The organism is Caulobacter sp. Root487D2Y, from assembly GCF_001427165.1.
In the GTDB taxonomy this organism is placed as follows: domain Bacteria; phylum Pseudomonadota; class Alphaproteobacteria; order Caulobacterales; family Caulobacteraceae; genus Caulobacter.
This window is the reverse complement of record NZ_LMFD01000005.1, coordinates 34659-51049: the sequence shown is the minus strand read 5'-3', so window position 1 is coordinate 51049 and position 16391 is coordinate 34659. Positions and strand designations below refer to the sequence as shown.

Below are 16391 nucleotides of genomic sequence, written 5' to 3'. Positions count from 1 at the left end.
TTTGACGAGGTCCCTACGCACGCGGATCCCGCCGCCGACAGAGCTTCCCGCTCGATCGCCCCCCGCCGCCGCATCGGTCGCTGGCCATGCGCCCTTTCCCTGCGACGAGGTGGGACAAGGATACGGGCGGTTTGGAGGGTGAGGACCAAATCGGGTCGAGAAAGTTCAGGGCGTTGAAATCCTTGGACTTCATTCGCTATCCGCCGAGCGTAAGTGCTCGAAACCCTCTCCCAGAGGGAGAGGGCGGGGCCCGCCGCGCAGCGGTGGGAGGGTGAGGGGGTTCTGAACCAACCGGCGTGCCGGCAGAGCGCCCGCGTGAAACCAGAGAGGGCGTCACACCTCTCCCTCCCACGCCTGCGGCGCGGGTCCCTCCCTCTCCCCTCCGGGAGAGGGTGAAGAACGCGCCGCCTCCAAACAAAAACCCCGGGCCGCCGCGCTGGAAGGCGCGCGGCGACCCGGGGCTCCCCCGTGACCGAAGAGACATCGCCAGCCGTCATGTACGCCCGGCCGGCGTACGCGTTCCTAGCCTTCGGCCGCGTTGAAGCGGATCGGGATGCGGACGCTGGCCCCGTCGACGGCCTGGCCGTTCTCCATCTGCGGGCTCATCTTGAAGAACCGCGACAGCTTGATCGCCGCCTTGCCGAAGCCTTCCTCGGACGGGGTCTCGTCCAGCACGCTGCAGGCCTGGATCGAGCCGTTGGCGGCCACCGTGCAGTTCAGGGTCGCCATGCCGCCGACGCCGCGCCGCATGGCGCTTTCCGGATAGAAACGGCTGAACTCCGAGGCCCCCGGTTTCTTCAGCCAGTTGGGGCGGGTGACCACCCTGGGCTGGGGAGGCTCGACCACGGCAGGAGGTCCGGGCGGCAGGTCAGTTTTGAGGTCCACCGGGCCCGGTCCGGGCGGATCGCGTGGGCCTTCCACCGGCTTGACGGGAAGCGGATCGACCGTTGGGGTCGTGACCAGCGTCGGCCTGTGGATCAGCGGCGGGTTCGACGTCGCCTTGGGCGGGACCGGCTTGTCGGGCTTGGGGGGATCGGGAGTCACCGGATCGATCAGGATCGGCGTCGGGTCGATGTACTCGATCTTGGTCGGCTCGACCCACTTCTGGTACGCCAGGTAGGCGAACAGGCCCGCATGGGCGGCCGAGACCACGACCAGGGCCGCGAACAGGGCCTTGGACGGCTTGCCGCGCGGGGCGTCCAAGCCAGGGATGTAGGAACCGACCGCGCCTTCGTACGCAACCATGACAACCTCCTTCAGCACCGACCGCTTGATGAAACCGGGGTCGATGGAGGAAGCCTGTCACGTCGAATTACGTTTGTAAATATTACGGGCGTAGATTTTTTACGCGTGTAGCTTTCTGAAGTTAGGTCTGCGCCTTCTCCCACGGTGGAGGGGGATATGCGGCGAGCCGCCACAGGCAAATTCTGCCGAGCCTTCCGGCTTGGTTAAGGCGCGATTAACCATGCGCGTTCACATCTTCGGGCATGGCCAACGTCACCTCCATCCGCAGCGTCGTCGAGTCGGCGATCCAGCGCGCGTCCAGCGCGACGGGCGTGGACTTCACGTTCCTGATGGGCACGGCCAAGCGCGAGAGCGGCTACAATCCCGCCGCCCGGGCCCGGACCTCGTCGGCCTCGGGCCTGTTCCAGTTCGTGGACCAGACCTGGCTGTCGACCCTGAAGAAGCACGGCGCCAAGTACGGCTACGCCCGCTACGCCGACCTGATCCAGCAGGGCGCGGACGGCAAGTACCGGGTCAGCGGCGACGAGGCCCGCAAGGCGGTGCTGGGCCTGAAGCTGGACCCGCACGCCGCCTCGCTGATGGCCGGCGAACTGGCCAGCGACCACGCCTCGTATCTGCGCGGCCGGGTGGGCCGCACGCCCACGTCCGGCGAACTCTACGCCGCCCATTTCCTGGGCCCCCAGGGCTCGGCCCGGCTGATCGAGGCCGTCGGCAATTCGCCCGGCGCCAGCGCCGCGGCCATGTTCCCGGACGCCGCGGCCGCCAACCGGTCGATCTTTTATCGCGAGGGCCGACCGGCCACGGTCAGCGAGGTCTACGCCAACCTGACCCGGACGGGGGGCGGCGGCGAGGTTCCCTCCATGCCGGCGACCGCGTCGTCGGACACCGACCAGGGCTTCGTCCAGTACGCCACCGGCCGCCGGCTGGAGCGCATCCAGCAGCAGCAGGCGCTGGTCAGCCTGATCCTGCGCGGCTCGCAGGACGCCGACGACGGCTTCAGTCTCGTCTCGAGCGGCGGCTCGTCGGCCTCGCGAATGACCAGTTCGATGTTCTCGTCGGAAATGCTGCGCGTGTTGTCCGACGCGAGTGATGGATCGAAGAGCAAGCGGTAGGGGCTTTCCCTCCACCACCATTTCCCAAATAGCACCGTCATTCCGGGCCTTGTGCCCGGAACCCCTGGTTCAGCCGACGGTGAAGCGAAATGGCGCGCCAGCGCGCCACACCCCCGCACTTGCGGCGGACAGAGGGGTTCCGGGCACAAGGCCCGGAATGACGGCTGAAAAGGGGAGCTAGGAAGGGGCGCTCATGACGCGTTCAATCTCGTCCTCCGACCACCCGATCTCCGCCAGCACCGCCGCCGTGTGCTCGCCCAGGCCCGGCGCCGGGCCGCGCGGGCCGTCCTCCGCGCCCGGGAACCGCGCCGGTCCGGCCGGGGCGGGGAAGGTCGCGCCCTTGCCGTCCGGCGTCTCCACGAAACAGCCGGCCGCCGCCGCCTGCGGATCGGTGACCAGGTCGCGCGGCGTCTGCCAGGGGGCCCAGGTCAGGTCGCCGGCGTCGAGGGCCTTCGCCGCTTCGGCGTAATCCATGGCCCCGAACGCCGCGTCCAGGATGTCGACCAGGGCCCCGCCGTTCTCGCGGCGCAGGCGGGCGCTGGTGAAGCGAGGATCCTCGGTCAGCTCGGGGCGGCCGGCCGCCGTCGCGATCCGCGCCCAGTCGCTGGAGCCCTGGCGGGCCAGCAGGCAGATCCAGCGGCCGTCGCGGGTCTGGAAGAAGTTGGCCAGGGGCTGGATCGCCTCGCGCCGGGGCCGGGTGGAGGCCAGCTTTCCGAACCGCAGCTGGATGGCCATGTCCGAGCCGATCGCATAGACGCCGGCCCGCAGCAGCGAGGTCTCGACCAGGCGGCCGACACCCGTGCGGTGGCGTTCGTGGACGGCCGCCAGGATGGCGGACACCGTCGCCAGCGAGGTCACGTGGTCGCCCATGCCGGTGCGCAGCGGGAAGGGCTCGGCGCCCTTGGGGCCGGTGATCGCGCCCACGCCCGCCCGCGACCAGAAGGCCGCCACGTCCATGCCCGGCCGGTCGGCGTCGGGACCCTCCAGGCCATAGCCGGTCAGGCTGCAATAGATCAGGCGCGGGTTGACCGCCTTGAGGGCATCGTAGTCGAGGCCCGCTCGCGCCAGACCGGCGGGGCGGACATTGGTCAGGAAGATGTCGGCGTCCTTGACCAGGGCCTTGGCGGCGTCGCGGCCGGCCGGGGTGCGGATGTCGAGCACGACCGAGCGCTTGCCGCGGTTGTCCAGCTCGAAGATCGGGTTGGCGGCCTGGTCCGAGCCCAGGGTGTCGAAGAAGCCCCGCATCGGGTCGCCGTCGGGCGACTCGATCTTGATCACGTCGGCGCCCCAGTCGGCCATGATCCCGGCCGCGCCCGGGGCGGCGATGTAGGTGGCCAACTCGATGACCCGCAGACCGCGCAGCATCCCGTCCTCCCGCTTCTTATCGTTGAGCGGAGTGTGGACGAGTCAAACGGCTGTTGGGAAGCGGTTTAGGCGACGGCCGCCTGGCTGGAGACGCTCTTGCGCTCGAGCGTCGCCGCGTCGGCCACGGCGCGGGCCACGGCCGCGACGCTGACGGGCTTGCGCAGCACCGTGTCGGCGCCGGCGTCCAGGCACTCGCGAGCCTCGTCGGCGTCGCCGCCGATCACCGCCACGATGGCCACGTCGCGATTGCCGCCGTCCAGGGCGCGCAGGGCCGCGGCGGTCTGCGGACCGTCCAGGATCGGCATGCGGCCGTCCAGCATCACCAGGTCGAAGTCGCAGACCCGGGCCAGGTCCAGGGCGCGGCGGCCGTTCTGGGCGTGGACCACCTGGTGGCCCAGCTGCTCGAGGATGGCGCGCAGCATGGCGGCGTTGAGGGCGTCGTCCTCGGCGATCAGGATCCGCAGGTTGCGGGGCGGGGCGCCGGCGGCCTCGACCGGCTGCGGGGGCTCGCCGGTGTCGGGTTCGACCGCGCTCGGGGCGTTCTCGTCGAAGGGCAGGGTCAGGGTGAAGCAACTGCCGACGCCGACGGCGCTGGTGGCCTCCAGCGCGCCGCCCATCAGCTTGGCCAGTTGGCGCGACAGCGACAGGCCCAGGCCCGCGCCGTTGACGCCCGCCCCGGTGCGCTCGACGCGCTGGAACGCCTGGAAGGCCTGGTCCATCTCTTCGCGCGACAGGCCAGGACCGGTGTCGGCCACCTCGATGGCGATCAGGTTGTCGCGGCGCTCGACCCGGACCTCGACCCGGCCGCGGACGGTGTACTTGACGGCGTTGCCGACGATGTTGGCGATGATCTGGCGGGTCCGCAGGGGATCGCCGATCGCCGCGCCCAGCTGGCGGTGCTCCAGGTCCGGCTCGACGTGGACGACCAGCTCCAGGCCCTTGGCCACGGCGTGCGGGCGGTCCAGCAGCACCAGGTCGCGGATCAGGCGCACGGGCTCGAAGGCCACGCTCTCGACGGCCAGGCGGCCGGACTCGGCGGTCTCGGAATCCAGGGTGGCGTTGAGCACGGCGACCAGGTCCTGGGCGGCGTCGAGGGCGGCGTTGAGCTGCTCGCGCGACGGCGCGGCGCGGCCGCCTTTGCCGGCGGCGGCGGCCAGCACATGGGTCACGCCGGTCAGGCCGTTGCGGATCTCGTGGCTGAGGGTGGCGACGATGTCGGACTTCGAACGGGCCGAGCGCTCGGCGGCCTCCAGCACGATCAGCCGGTCCTCCAGCAGGGCCTCGTGGGCCAGGGCCAGGGCGTGCTGGCGGCGCAGCATGCGGTTGAGGACCAGCGACAGGGCCATGGCCAGGGCGATCGCCCCGAACGCCATGACGCCGGCCCGCTCGCTCTGCGGCCGCGAGAACAGCAGGTACAGCGGCCCGACCGCCGCCAGCGGAGCGGTCAGCAGCAGGGCCAGCAGGCAGGGGGCGGCGAAGAAGATGCAGACCACGGCCGCGCCGGCCGACAGCAGCAGCAGGGTCTCGCGCACGCCGCCCGCCCCGTTGGCGAAGGCGGCCATCTGGCAGACGGCCAGCGCCCACAGCAGGCCCGACAGCACGTGCACCCGCGCGCGGCGCGTCAGGTCCCGGGCCGCGTCGGTGCGCAGCCAGGCGACCACGGCGTAGAAGACGCCCCAGTTGATCGCGAACACCGCGAAGCTGATCGCCATCCAGCCGGCGTTGCGCGCGAACGAGCAGGCCCAGACATAGATCGGCAGGCTGACGGCGAAGACGGCCAGCGCGTAGGGCAGCAGCGCGGTCTGGGCGTCGAGCGCCAGGCGGGCGTCGGCGCCGCCGTCCGCGGGGATGTTTTGTCGGCGCTCGGCGAACAAGGACTGATTCCTCGGCTGGTGAGCCGGAACCCTAGGGGATCACGGTTTGCGCCGAGTTACGGCTTATCGTTAATCTCCACACCTTTGAGGGCAAACAATCGTTAAGCATAACGGGAGATGATCCGATTCCCCGCCGTTCCGTGGGCCTTGGGGGAGATCGATGGCCACCACCCGCGCCGCCCTGACCGAACACGACATCCGCATGCTGGTGAAGGGCGCGACGCCCGACGAGCGGGCCCTGGCCGCCCACAAGCTGTGCCGCACCATCGACCGCGCCGAACTGGACGACGAGCAGCGCGTCCTGGCGGGCGAGATCCTGCGGGTGATGGCCGCCGACGCCGCCGAACTGGTCCGCCGCGCCATGGCCGTGACCCTGCGCAATTCGCCGACCCTGCCGCCCGACGTCGCCAACCGCCTGGCCCGCGACGTCGAGAGCGTGTCGCTGCCGGTGATCAGCTTCTCGCCGGTGTTCAGCGACGCCGACCTGGCCGAGATCATCCGCCTGGGCGGTCCGGTGCGCCAGCTGGCCGTGGCCAAACGCCCCAGGCTGTCGCGCAAGGTGGCGGCGCTGCTGGTCGAGGAGGGCGGCGAGGACGTCGTCGTCGCGCTCTGCGCCAACGACAGCGCGCGGATGTCCGAGAGCGCCCTGCAGCGGGTCCTGGAACGCTTCGCCAAGTCCGAGAAGGTGCTGACCGCCGTCGCCTACCGCTCGGTCCTGCCGCTGTCGGTGACCGAGCGCCTGATCGACATGGTCGGCGACCAGCTGCGCGACCACATCCTGGCCACGCACCCGCTGTCGGCCGAGCGCACGCTTGAACTGATCCTCGACACCAAGGAGCGGGCGACGATCGACCTGGTCGACCAGGCCGGCCGCGCCACCGACGTCAAGGCCTTCGCCGCCCACCTCCACGGCGTGGACCGGCTCTCGCCGTCCCTGCTGCTGCGGGCCCTGGCCCATGGCCACATGACCTTCTTCGAGTGGGGCGTGGCCGAGCTGTCCGGCGTGCCGCATCACCGCACCTGGCTGATGATCCACGACGCCGGGATCCTGGGCCTGAAGGCGATCTGCGAGCGGGCGGGCCTGCCGCCGCGCCTGTTCCCGGCCTTCCGGGCCGGCGTCGACGCCTTCCACGCCCTGGAATACGACGGCCGCCCCGGCGACCGCGAACGGTTCCAGGAGCACATGATCCAGCGCTTCCTGACCGCCTCGCCGGCCGTGTCGCGCGAGGATTCCGACTATCTGCTGGACCGCGCCGATCGCCTGGCCGAACGGGCCCGGACCGCGGTGGCGGGGTAGATCTCCCCATCATTCCGCTCATCCCGGCGAATGCCGGGACCCAGATGGAATGGCTTTGAGGCTGACGCCAAAGGCTCCGAGCTTCTCCAATCATCCACACCGCTATGGGATCTGGGTCCCGGCGTTCGCCGGGATGAGCGGGTTGAGAGCTAAACGCGCGTTCGAAATCATCTGGGCAACGCGGCGCATCGGCGCCAACCTCGTCCGATGTCAGAGCCCGTCGAAGATCCGATCCGCCCCGCCGCCACCATCCTGATGCTGCGCGACGAGCCGGCCTTCGAGGTGCTGATGGTCAAGCGGCACCATCAGATCGACTTCGCGGCCGGCGCCCTGGTCTTCCCGGGCGGCAAGAGCCACGCCGGCGACCATGACCCGGCCTGGACCGACCACGCCACGGGCTGGGAAAGCGTCGAGACCGACGGCGCGCCGCTGCGCATCGCCGCCATCCGCGAAGCCTATGAGGAGGCCGGCGTGCTGCTGGCCCGCGACGCGGCGGGCGAGATCTATGCCGGCGAGGCGGCGATCGACGTGCGGGCGGCGGTCGCCGAGGACCGCATGCCCTTCCTCGACGTGGTCCGTGAGCTGGGCCTGAAGCTGGACCTGGCGGCCCTGACCATCTTCGCCCGCTGGATCACCCCGCCGCTGATGGCCAAGCGCTTCGACACCTGGTTCTACGTCGCCCACGCGCCCCTGGCCCAATTGGCCATCTGCGACGGCCACGAGGCGGTCGACGCCGAATGGATCGCGCCGGGCGAGGCCCTGGCGCTGGCGGCCTCGGGCCAGCGCAAGGTGATCTTCCCCACGCGCATGAACCTGCAGCTGCTGGCCGAGAGCCCGCACGCGGCGGCGGCGATCGAAACGGCGCGGGCGCGGCCCCTGGTGACGGTGGAGCCGTGGGTCGACGGGCCGTCGCTGCGCATCCAGCCGGACGCGGGCTATGGGGCGGTGGCGGAGCCGCTGACGGCGCTGTAGGCGGGCGGTGAGGGGCGGCTGACCTAAGCGGCTGCCGAGCGCCAGAAGCGGACTCGAGCATCGCTCCAGAAACTCGACATTCAGCCACTCCCCGCCAAGGCACTGAACGACCCGAAGCGGGCTGTGCTCAGCCAACAAAGTTGGCATCGATAACTGGTGTCTTCCGCAAAAAGCGGAACTACGCGGTGGAAGCCGCTCCGAGAGCCGGCGGTTTCGCTCCAGAGGCAGGGTGTCTGGGCCCCGGACATAGGGTTCTCCCCGATTTCCAGCTCAGTCCGAAGCGGAGAAGGTCGTCCCGCGCAGCTTCCTTCGACAACCCTTATCGCGCCCGCTGTCGGCCGAGGCAGGATGGCTGAGCGTCGATGAGCGCCAACACGCGGAGCCCGACCATGACCGACGAAACCCATCCGCGCATGGCCGCGCAAGACGTTCTGCCGTTTCCGTCGCCGCTGTCGGGCAGCATAGCCGGGCGGACGATGCAGGAGTCCGTGTACAGCCCCAAGCCTGTTGCGTCCCGGCTGCCGGCGGACGCGCCGAACATCCTGTTCGTGCTGATCGACGATGCCGGCCCGGGGCTGCCCACACCGTTGGGCGGGGAAGTCGCCACGCCGAACCTGGCGCGGGTGATGAACGGCGGTGTGGCCTACAACCGCTTCCATTCGACTGCCATGTGTTCGCCAACGCGGGGCTCCCTGCTCACCGGTCGCAATCACCATCACATCGGCAACGGCCAGATCGCCGAGCTCGCCAATGACTGGGACGGCTACGCGGGCACCATCCCGATGAGCTGCGCCACGGTGGCGGAGGTGCTGAAGAACTACGGCTACGCCACCTCCGCCTTCGGCAAATGGCACAACACCCCCGCGCTGGAGACAACCGCCGCCGGCCCGTTCCACAACTGGCCCACGGGGCTCGGGTTCGAGTATTTCTACGGCTTCCTGGCCGGTGAGGCGTCGCAGTACGAGCCGCATCTGGTCCGCAACACAACCGTGGTCCCGCCGCCGAAAACGGCGGAAGAAGGCTATCACCTCAGCGAAGACCTGGCTGACGACTCCATCCACTGGCTGCGCCAGCACAAGGCCCTTCGGCCGGACAAGCCGTTCATGATGTACTGGGCCAGCGGCGCCATCCACGGCCCGCATCAGGTCATGAAGGAGTGGGCCGACAAGTACGCCGGTAAGTTCGATGATGGCTGGGACGCCTATCGTGAACGCGTCCATCAACGAGCCAAGGATAGCGGCTGGATCCCGGCCGACGCCGAACTGACCGCCCGGGCCGAAACCCTTCAGGGGTGGGACGAGATTCCCGAGGACGAGAAGCCTTTCCAGCGCCGGCTGATGGAAGTCGCGGCCGGCTTCGCCGAGCACGTCGACCATCAGGTCGGCCGTCTGCTCGATGAACTCGAAGCTTTGGGCTACGACGACAACACCCTGGTCTTCTACATGTGGGGTGACAACGGCTCGTCCGGCGAGGGGCAGCTGGGCACCATCAGCGAGCTGCTGGCCCAGAACATGATCCCGACCAAGGTGTCGGACCATATTCGGGCGCTCGACGAACTGGGCGGGCTCGATATGCTGGGGTCTCCCAAGACCGACAACCAGTATCATGCGGCCTGGGCCTGGGCGGGCAGCACGCCCTACAAGGGCATGAAGCTGGTGGCCTCGCATCTGGGCGGCACCCGCAACCCGCTGGCCGTCCGTTGGCCCAGCAAGATCAAGCCTGACGCTACGCCGCGCAGCCAGTTTCATCACGTCAACGACATCGTTCCGACGATCTACGAGGTGGTCGGCATCACACCGCCACGCGTCGTCAACGGCTTCCCCCAGGACCCAATTCACGGCGTGAGCCTGGCCTATTCGTTCAACGATGGTGCTGCGCCCGGTCGGCTCCTGACCCAGTATTTCGAGATCATGGGCAGCCGCTCGATTTATCACGACGGCTGGATGGCCTCGGCGTTCGGACCGCGTGAGCCCTGGGCCTCGGGCGCGCCCAAGGGCGGCCCCAACTGGAGCCCTGACGACGATGCCTGGGAGCTTTACGACCTGACCAAGGACTGGTCCCAGGCCAAGGACCTGGCCCAGGAGATGCCCGCCAAGCTGGCCCAAATGAAGGAGCTCTTCGCCATGGAGGCGGCGAGGAACAAGGTCTACCCGGTCGGCGGAGGACTGTGGGTGCCCTTCCTGCATCCCGAACTTAGGATCGCTTCGCCGTATCACGAATGGACGTTCACCGGCGACATCAACCGCATTCCGGAAGTCGCCGCGCCCACCTTGGGCAACAAGCCAAACATCGTGACCATTGACGCCGATCTGCCCGCTGATCCGAAGGGCGTTCTCTATGCCCTGGGCAGCGGTTCAGGTGGGCTCACCTGCTATATCGACAACGGTCAGATCACTTACGAGTACAACCTCTTCATCATCCAGCGGACCAAGATCAGGTCCATCGGCCCGCTTCCGACCGGGCGCACCAAGATCCAGATTGAGACGTCCTATGTGGAAGCCCGTCCCGCCGGGCCGCTGAACGTCACGATCAAGGTCAACGACGTGATTGTCGGCGAAGGCGTCGTGCCGATGAGCGCGCCGCTGTTGTTCACAGCCAACGACTGCCTGGACGTTGGCCTGTGCCTAGGGTCGCCGGTATCGGAGGACTATTACGACCGCGCGCCGTTTGCGTTCAACGGCGCGATCCATACCATGAAGGTGCAGTACGTGCCGGCTGAGGCGAAGGCGTCGGAGGGTCCAAGCGAGGCGGTCGCCGCAGAGTAGTTCCGCTCCTCGCAAACACCCTTCTCCGCCGATCCGAAGGTCTGCATCAGGCCGAGTCGCGCCAGAGGCAGACATCCAACCCAGCGCGACGGATGTCCGCGTTGAAGCGAAAAGCCGACTTCGGACCCCCCCCTAAACCGCCCCCGCCGCCGCGCCCTCGGCGAAGCCGCGCAGGCGTGTGGCGATGACCTCGCCCACCGCCTCGACCGCCGCGCGGCGCGGGAAGTGGGCGCGCCAGGCGATGCGCACGGTGCGGCCGGCCCGGGCCGCCAGGGGCCGCAGTACGATGCCGGCGTCCTGGGCCGCGCCGGCCGCCAGCCCGGGGATCAGCGTCGTCCCGTAACCGGCCGCCACCATGTTGAGCAGGGTCGGCAGGCTGGCCGCCCGCAGGGGGCCGCCCAGCGCCGCGTCGCCGCCGCAGGCCTCCACGGTCTGGTCGCGCAGGCAGTGGCCGTCGGCCAGCACCAGGATGTCGCGCGCCAGGTCGGTCTCCCGGATCACCGAGCGCCCCGCCAGCGGATGCTCGGGGGGCAGGGCGGCCAGGAAGGGTTCGGCGAACAGCGGCCGGCTGACCAGGTCGGGTCCGTCCACCTCGGTCGCCAGCAGGGCGGCGTCCAGCTCGTGGGCGCGCAGCCGCTCGAGCAGGGCGTCGGTCTGGTCTTCCCACGGCTCCAGCTCCAGCATCGGCAGCGCCTGGCGCAGCGGCGCGAAGATCAGCGGCAGCAGATAGGGCGCCAGGGTCGGAATGATGCCCAGGCGGAAGCGCCCCGACAGCGGGTCGCGCAGGTTGCGCGCGGTGGCCAGGATGGCCTCGGCCGAGGTCACCGCGTCGCGGGCGTGGCCGACCAGCTGCAGGCAGGCGGCGGTCGGGGCGGCGGTCTTGCTGGTGCGCTCGAACAGCGCCACGCCCATCAGGTCCTCGAGCTTGCGGATCTGCACCGACAGGGTCGGCTGGCTGACGCCGCAGGCCCGGGCGGCCCGCCCGAAATGCTCATGCTCGACCACGGCCAACAGGTAGCTGAGATCTCGAAGGTTCATAGGCCTGGCCTATAGGATCGATTGAGATTTGTTGCTTCTCTTTATCACGATCATGGGCAAATTGGGAGCCAGGCCATCGTGGAAGCCCTTGTCGAGGTTTTCGCGGCGGCCCGATCCGGCGGCGGATCCGGATCGTTTCGACGGCGCCTGAGTTCCAGTCTGCAAGATCGCGGCGACGCGCGACCGTGATAATCCCCGGCGCCTTGGGAGGACGCTAGGATGCCCCATACGGTGGAAGCCGTGCTGCGGGAGGAGCTGCGCCGCGCCGGCCTGGCCGGGCACGGCGCCTTGCCGCGTCTGCTGGCCCTGTTGCGCGCCTCGCCGGAGGTGCATCTGACCCTGGCGGAGGTGGCCGACCTGGTCGCCGAGGCGGGCCTGGCGATCACCTCGGGCGAACTGGCCCGCCAGCTGGAGCTGCTCGCCGACCACGGGCTGGTCGGCCGGTTGCCCACGACGACGACGGAGCTGGCGTTCGACACCGTGCCCGAGCCGCATTCCCACCTCGTCTACGAAGAGTCGGGGCAGGTCGTGGACCTGCACGTCTCGGCCGACACCCTGTTGGCCATGGTCCGCGACGCCCTGGCCAAGCGGCCGGACAGCGTGGAGATCACGGTGCGCTTTCGCCGTGATCCGGCGACGGCGCCCGCGCCCGCGGTCAGGATCGCGGTCGACCGCGCCGGGCAGGATCCGGAGTCCTAAGCCTAGGGACGTCTAGAGCGCATCGACATTCAGCGTTTCAGGCCGCTCGACCAACTTTGAACCATCCTTCAACCGTCATTCCCGCCCTTGTGGCGGGAACCCCTCGTTCAGCTGACGGTGAAGCGCCTTGGCGCGCTGGCGCGCCACATCAACGCTCGTGCGGCGGAGAAAGGGGTTCCCGCCACAAGGGCGGGAATGACGAGCAAATTGGAGAACCAGCGTGAAGGTCGATCTTGCTCAGCCCGGCGGGAGCTTTCCGCCCGCGTCGCTGACCCAGGTCACGATCTCCGCCAGCACCTGGGTGACGGCCTGGTCATAGGCCGGCACGATGGCGCCGAGGCGATTGTCGGCGGCCTTGACCCGGGCCACGAACACCTGGTCGCCGAGCAGGGCGCGGTCGTTGCTGCGGGTCATCACGGCGCGGATCTCGACCAGCACCTCGGGCGGGGCCTTGGGGCCGTCGACATAGACGGTCTCGAACGAGCGGACTTCCAGGCGCAGGGCCATGGCCGCCTTGAGGGCCTCGCCGCGCGTGACCAGCCGGGCGCGGCTGTTGTCGCCCTCGAAGGCCCGGGCCACGGCCTCGTCGAACAGCACGATGGCCGGCGAGACCCAGCGGGCGTCCGAGATATAGGCGGCCTCGCCGTCGGTCACCGACAGCAGGCGGTCGCTCATCGCCGCGCGGTTGAAGACGGTCGGGGTCTTGAAGACCCCGAAGCTCTTCTCGGTCGCGGGCCTGGAGCTCTCCGCCGCGACATGGCCGAAGCGGTAGAGACCGGCGGGCTTGGTCTTGGGGAACAGGCTGATGCAGCCGGTCAGCGCCACGGCGACGACGGCGACCGCCAGCGACCGCAGGACGGCGCGCCCGATGCTCGCGGGAGGGCGACCAACAGGAGGAAGGCTCATGGGAAGAGTGCTCACGGCTTGACCTCCAGTTCCTTGGCCGGCGCCTTGCCGACCAGGGCGCGCGGGTTCTGTTCGACTTCGCTGACCAGTCGGTCCAGGGACTCGGCGGCCGATTGCAGGGTGACGACGGCCGACGACAGCTGCGGCAGACCGGTGGTGGCGAAATCGCTGGTTGGGCCTTCCAGCTTGCCGACCATGCCGCGCACGTCCTTGGCCGTGGCCTTCAGCTCGTCGGCGGCTTCGGCCAGGTTGTTGAGCGTGCGCTTGGCGTCGCCGTTGGCCAGGCCGTTGACGGAGTCCGACAGTTCGCCGATCTTGGTCGAGGTGGTCTCGATGCTCTGCAGGGCCTTCTGCGCGTCGGCGATGATCGCCTTGCGCTCGCGCAGCTCGGCGGTGACCGACTGGATGTCGCTGAGCGAGGCGCTGAAGGTCTTGACGTTGTCGTCCGACAGCACGCGGTTGACGCGGTCCAGGGCCTCGATGGTGCGGGTCAGCACCGTGCCGCCGCCTTCCAGCAGGTCGGACAGGGCGCTGCGCTGGCTGCGGATCACCGGCACCTCGTCCTTCTTGACGGTGCTTTTCAGCAGCGGCTTGGCCGGCGCGCCGGCGGTGATCTGCACGTAGTTCACGCCGGTGATGCCCTGGGGCTCCAGCGTGGCGAAGCTGTCGGTCTTGATCGGCACGTCCGAGGTGACGCGGACCCGGGCGATGACGCGGTTGGGGTCGGACTTGTCCAGGGCGATCTTGGTGACCTCGCCGACCTTGATGCCGTTGAAGTGCACCTCGCCGCCGTCCGACAGGCCCCGCACGGGCCCGACGAACAGGACGTCATACAGGTCGTATTCCTGGTTGAAGCTCAGCTTGGCCAGCCAGACGGCGAAGATCAGCAGCCCCATGAACAGGATCAGGGTGGCCGCGCCCACCAAGGCGTAGTTGGCGTTTCTTTCCATCAGCTCGTCCTCGGTGTCGCCTGGGGCGCCGGCTCGGTAGGGGCTCGGGGCGTCGAATGGCTGGCGGCCGCGCGACCGCGCGGCCCCATGAAGTATTCCTGGATCCAGGGGTGGTCGTTCTTCTCCAGCTCGTGGACGGAGCCGGTGGCGACGACCTTCTTGTCGGCGATGACCGCGATGCGGTCGGTGATCTCGTACAGGGTGTCCAGGTCGTGGGTGATCATGAACACCGTCAGGTCCAGGCTGTCGGACAGGTCCTTGATCAGGGTGTCGAAGGCCGCGGCGCTGATCGGGTCGAGGCCGGCGGTGGGCTCGTCCAGGAACAGCAGCTCGGGGTCCATGGCCAGGGCGCGGGCCAGGCCCGCGCGCTTGCGCATGCCGCCCGACAGCTCGGCGGGCTTGAGGTTGCCGGCCCGGGCGGGCAGGCCGACCAGGGCGATCTTCAGGTCGGCCAGGTGCTCGATCTCGCCCTTGGGCAGGCGAGTGTGCTCGTGCAGCGGCGCGGCCACGTTCTCGCGCACGGTCAGGTTCGAGAACAGCGCCCCCTGCTGGAACAGCACGCCCCAGCGGCGCTCGATGATGTTCCAGCGCTTGCGCGAGGCGTCGGCCATGTCCTGGCCGAACAGCTTGACCGAGCCGCCGTCGGGGATCTTCAGGCCGATGATGGTGTTGAGCAGCACCGACTTGCCCGAGCCCGAGCCGCCGACCACCCCGAGCACCTCGCCGCGATTGGCGGTCAGGTCCAGGCCGTCGTGGATGACGTTGTCGCCGAACCGCGACACCAGGCCCGTGACCCGGATCGGCGGCGCCTCGGCCGTCGACGCGGTCTCGTCCTCGCCCTGGGGGGCGGCCGTCGACTGGGCCTTGGCCAGAGCCTTGGATTGGGACGATTTGGCCGCGCTCACAGGTCCAGTTCCATGTAGATCAGGGCGAACACCGCATCGATGGCGATGATCGCGAAGATGGCGTGGACCACGGCGGCGGTGACCCGCCGGCCCAGCGACTCGACGTCGTTGCCGACCTCCATGCCCTGGCGGCAGCCGATGGCGGCGATGACCATGGCCATCACCGGCGCCTTCGACAGGCCGATCCAGTAGTGCTGCACGCCGACGGAGTCCTGCATGCGCTGCAGGAAGAAGGTCGGCGACAGGTCGAGCACGGCCCAGGTGACCAGCATGCCGCCGGCCAGGCCCGCCAGGGTGGCCACGAAGGTCAGCAGCGGAATGGTCAGCAGCAGGGCGGCGAAGCGCGGCAGGACCAGGGCCTCGTAGGGATCGACCCCCATCACCTGCATGGCGTCGATTTCCTGGTTCATCTTCATCGAGCCGATCTCGGCCGCGAAGCTGGAGGCCGATCGGCCGGCCAGCAGGATGGCGGTGATCAGGATGTTGAACTCGCGCAGCACCGAGATGCCGATCAGCTCGACGGCGAACACCTGGGCCCCGAACTGGGTCAGCAGGTTGGCCCCCAGCAGGGCGACGACCGCGCCGATGAAGAAGGTGGTGGTGGCGACGATCGGAATGGCGTCCAGGCCGGCGCGCTCGGACAGGGCCACGACCGGCGCCCAGCGGATCCGGCTTGGCTTGACGATGCAGCGGCCGATGGCGACCAGCAGGTGGCCCAGGAAGGCCAGGGTGCCGTAGAGATCGTCGCCCAGACCGTAGACGCCGCGCCCGATACGCTCCAGCAGGGCGGTGAAGCCCTTGCGCGCCGGCGCGGCCTCGGGCTCGACCTGGATGGCGTCGTCGACCAGCTGCAGCAGCCGCAGGACCCGGGGACCGGCCTTGATTCTGCCCGCGCTGATCCGGCCGTCGGCGGCGCGGATGATGGCGTAGGCGCCGGCGGTGTCGCAGCGGCTGATGTCGCTGAGGTCCAGGTCGACGGCCTTGGAGCCCTCCATGGCCTGGACCAGGCGCTCGCCGGCGTCGACCATGCCGCGGGCGGTCCAGTCCCCCGAGAGCACGGCCGTCTTGTGGCCGGCGGTCTCCTTGAGGGTGAAATCAGCCGGAGCGCCCATGAAGTCTTGTCGGTCCCTCTGTCCGCCGCCGAACCTTATCAAGTCGCCCGACCAAGCCCAAACGTGCCAAGGCCAGGCTTGTTGCAACGCTTGCAGCGTTAGAAATAGGCGGGCGCGCCGCGTCGCGCCAGCGGGCATGTCCAGATCGGGG

The 16391-nt window shown here is 69.3% G+C and carries 13 protein-coding genes and 1 pseudogene; 6 read left to right on the top strand and 8 right to left on the bottom strand.

All coding sequences use genetic code 11. From position 1 onward, the window contains the following. Positions 1-177: pseudogene (locus tag ASD38_RS25075) on the top strand (hypothetical protein); the annotation flags it as partial. A gap of 345 nt (positions 178-522) precedes the next feature. Here the strand turns inward: ASD38_RS25075 and ASD38_RS07000 are convergent. Further along, positions 523-1245: an energy transducer TonB family protein gene (locus ASD38_RS07000; RefSeq protein ID WP_056458915.1), complete on the bottom strand. Its 723-nt coding sequence runs from the start codon at positions 1243-1245 to the stop codon at positions 523-525. A gap of 242 nt (positions 1246-1487) precedes the next feature. On the opposite strand from ASD38_RS07000, the gene ASD38_RS06995 reads away from it, so the two are divergent. Next, complete coding sequence (locus ASD38_RS06995; protein WP_056438778.1) at positions 1488-2357, top strand: transglycosylase SLT domain-containing protein; 870 nt, start codon at positions 1488-1490, stop codon at positions 2355-2357. 177 nt (positions 2358-2534) lie between these two features. On the opposite strand, the gene ASD38_RS06990 is transcribed toward ASD38_RS06995, so the two are convergent. Further along, positions 2535-3722, bottom strand: coding sequence for a CaiB/BaiF CoA transferase family protein (locus ASD38_RS06990; protein ID WP_056458820.1), 1188 nt, complete (start codon positions 3720-3722; stop codon positions 2535-2537). Between the two features lie 65 nt (positions 3723-3787). Next, positions 3788-5596, bottom strand: coding sequence for an ATP-binding protein (locus ASD38_RS06985; RefSeq protein WP_056458817.1), 1809 nt, complete (start codon positions 5594-5596; stop codon positions 3788-3790). 160 nt (positions 5597-5756) lie between these two features. Here ASD38_RS06985 and spbR point away from each other — a divergent pair, with 160 nt between their 5' ends. From spbR to ASD38_RS06970, 3 genes are all read left to right on the top strand, one after another. Beyond that, positions 5757-6893: a pole-localized protein SpbR gene (gene spbR / locus ASD38_RS06980; protein WP_056438788.1), complete on the top strand. Its 1137-nt coding sequence runs from the start codon at positions 5757-5759 to the stop codon at positions 6891-6893. Between the two features lie 207 nt (positions 6894-7100). Then, a complete protein-coding gene (locus ASD38_RS06975; protein ID WP_056438791.1) occupies positions 7101-7865 on the top strand; it encodes an NUDIX hydrolase in 765 nt (254 codons plus the stop codon). Positions 7866-8254: 389 nt separating this feature from the next. After that, on the top strand, positions 8255-10630 hold the full coding sequence (locus ASD38_RS06970) for an arylsulfatase (protein WP_056458912.1): 2376 nt from the start codon (positions 8255-8257) through the stop codon (positions 10628-10630). A 132-nt stretch (positions 10631-10762) separates the two neighbouring features. On the opposite strand, the gene ASD38_RS06965 is transcribed toward ASD38_RS06970, so the two are convergent. Then, positions 10763-11668: a LysR substrate-binding domain-containing protein gene (locus ASD38_RS06965; protein WP_056438792.1), complete on the bottom strand. Its 906-nt coding sequence runs from the start codon at positions 11666-11668 to the stop codon at positions 10763-10765. Positions 11669-11887: 219 nt separating this feature from the next. Here ASD38_RS06965 and ASD38_RS06960 point away from each other — a divergent pair, with 219 nt between their 5' ends. Further along, positions 11888-12367: a transcriptional repressor gene (locus ASD38_RS06960; protein WP_056458815.1), complete on the top strand. Its 480-nt coding sequence runs from the start codon at positions 11888-11890 to the stop codon at positions 12365-12367. Positions 12368-12604: 237 nt separating this feature from the next. On the opposite strand, the gene ASD38_RS06955 is transcribed toward ASD38_RS06960, so the two are convergent. The 4 genes from ASD38_RS06955 to ASD38_RS06940 are packed head-to-tail and all read right to left on the bottom strand — an operon-like array spanning position 12605 to position 16240. Next, positions 12605-13288, bottom strand: coding sequence for an ABC-type transport auxiliary lipoprotein family protein (locus ASD38_RS06955; protein WP_327020095.1), 684 nt, complete (start codon positions 13286-13288; stop codon positions 12605-12607). Continuing rightward, complete coding sequence (locus ASD38_RS06950) at positions 13285-14223, bottom strand: MlaD family protein (protein ID WP_056438801.1); 939 nt, start codon at positions 14221-14223, stop codon at positions 13285-13287. The genes ASD38_RS06955 and ASD38_RS06950 overlap by 4 nt, the downstream gene beginning before the upstream one ends. Further along, positions 14223-15095, bottom strand: a complete 873-nt coding sequence (locus ASD38_RS06945; protein WP_056438908.1) for an ABC transporter ATP-binding protein — start codon at positions 15093-15095, stop codon at positions 14223-14225. The genes ASD38_RS06950 and ASD38_RS06945 overlap by 1 nt, the downstream gene beginning before the upstream one ends. 29 nt (positions 15096-15124) lie before the next feature. Next, positions 15125-16240 (bottom strand): ABC transporter permease, encoded by a 1116-nt coding sequence (locus ASD38_RS06940; protein ID WP_056458811.1) that lies wholly within the window; start codon positions 16238-16240, stop codon positions 15125-15127. Positions 16241-16391: the final 151 nt, after the last annotated feature.

What these genes read in the sequence shown, in the direction of transcription:
- spbR (WP_056438788.1), top strand. Translation starts at nt 5,757, where the DNA reads ATGGCCACCACCCGCGCCGCCCTGACCGAACACGACATCCGCATGCTG.
- ASD38_RS06990 (WP_056458820.1), bottom strand. Translation starts at nt 3,722, where the DNA reads ATGCTGCGCGGTCTGCGGGTCATCGAGTTGGCCACCTACATCGCCGCC.
- ASD38_RS06975 (WP_056438791.1), top strand. Translation starts at nt 7,101, where the DNA reads ATGTCAGAGCCCGTCGAAGATCCGATCCGCCCCGCCGCCACCATCCTG.
- ASD38_RS06965 (WP_056438792.1), bottom strand. Translation starts at nt 11,668, where the DNA reads ATGAACCTTCGAGATCTCAGCTACCTGTTGGCCGTGGTCGAGCATGAG.
- ASD38_RS06995 (WP_056438778.1), top strand. Translation starts at nt 1,488, where the DNA reads ATGGCCAACGTCACCTCCATCCGCAGCGTCGTCGAGTCGGCGATCCAG.
- ASD38_RS06960 (WP_056458815.1), top strand. Translation starts at nt 11,888, where the DNA reads ATGCCCCATACGGTGGAAGCCGTGCTGCGGGAGGAGCTGCGCCGCGCC.
- ASD38_RS06950 (WP_056438801.1), bottom strand. Translation starts at nt 14,223, where the DNA reads ATGGAAAGAAACGCCAACTACGCCTTGGTGGGCGCGGCCACCCTGATC.
- ASD38_RS06940 (WP_056458811.1), bottom strand. Translation starts at nt 16,240, where the DNA reads ATGGGCGCTCCGGCTGATTTCACCCTCAAGGAGACCGCCGGCCACAAG.
- ASD38_RS06970 (WP_056458912.1), top strand. Translation starts at nt 8,255, where the DNA reads ATGACCGACGAAACCCATCCGCGCATGGCCGCGCAAGACGTTCTGCCG.
- ASD38_RS07000 (WP_056458915.1), bottom strand. Translation starts at nt 1,245, where the DNA reads ATGGTTGCGTACGAAGGCGCGGTCGGTTCCTACATCCCTGGCTTGGAC.